At 46.2% G+C, this 824-nt stretch carries 2 protein-coding genes; both read left to right on the top strand.

Going from position 1 to position 824, the window contains the following annotated elements:
- The coding region (locus AC1DPZ_RS28270; RefSeq protein WP_477409800.1) for a Sir2 family NAD-dependent protein deacetylase at positions 1 to 293 on the top strand (293 nt) is incomplete at its 5' end.
- Between the two features lie 73 nt (positions 294 to 366).
- The coding region (locus AC1DPZ_RS28265) for a Dph6-related ATP pyrophosphatase (RefSeq protein ID WP_477409798.1) at positions 367 to 824 on the top strand (458 nt) is incomplete at its 3' end.

Raw genomic sequence — 824 nt, 5'->3', positions numbered from 1 at the left:
GTTCACCCTTGCGGGCCCACGTGGTTTGGTTTGGCGAAGATGTGCCTATGATAGAACCGGCAGCCCGGATTTGCGCCGGTGCCGATCTGTTTATGCTTATAGGTTCCTCGCTGGCAGTTTACCCGGCTGCCGGCCTGATTGCTTATGTAAACAGGGAAGTGCCTAAGTATATCATAGATCCCAGGATACCGGATACGAGAGTTAACGGGCCGGTAATTAAGATACAGGAAAAAGCAACAGTTGGGGTAACGGCCCTGGTGGAGGAGTTGTTGAAAAACAATTCGGCAACATAAAGCCCTGTCATTAATAATTAAAGTGCCGGTTTTTTGCTTTGTGCCTTTAGCTTCTATATAATCACTAATTAAAATGAAATGTATATTCAATTGGAGCGGAGGGAAGGATAGCGCACTTGCGTTATACCATTGCCTTCAAGATCCAAACCTGGAAATAAAATACCTGGTAACAACCATTAATGATGCTGCCGACAGAATCTCGATGCACGGCGTTCGTACCGAATTATTGATCAAACAGGCAGAAAGTATCGGTATTCCATTGTACCAGATTCGCCTGCCCGAAATGCCGGGGATGAAAGAATATGATGAGGTAATGCATCATCATTTATCTCGGTTTAAAAGCGAAGGTATAACCCATTCTATCTTTGGCGATATCTTTTTGCAGGACCTTAAAGATTACCGCGATGCCCGTTTGAGTGAGCTTGGCCTCAGCGGCATTTACCCCCTATGGAAACGGGATACCGGGGAGCTGATCACCGAGTTTTTAACCCTGGGATTTGGAACGGTAATAGCTTGTACCCAGGCACGGCT

Source organism: Mucilaginibacter sp. P4_G9, assembly GCF_056400985.1.
This window is presented reverse-complemented; position numbering and strand designations above follow the sequence as displayed.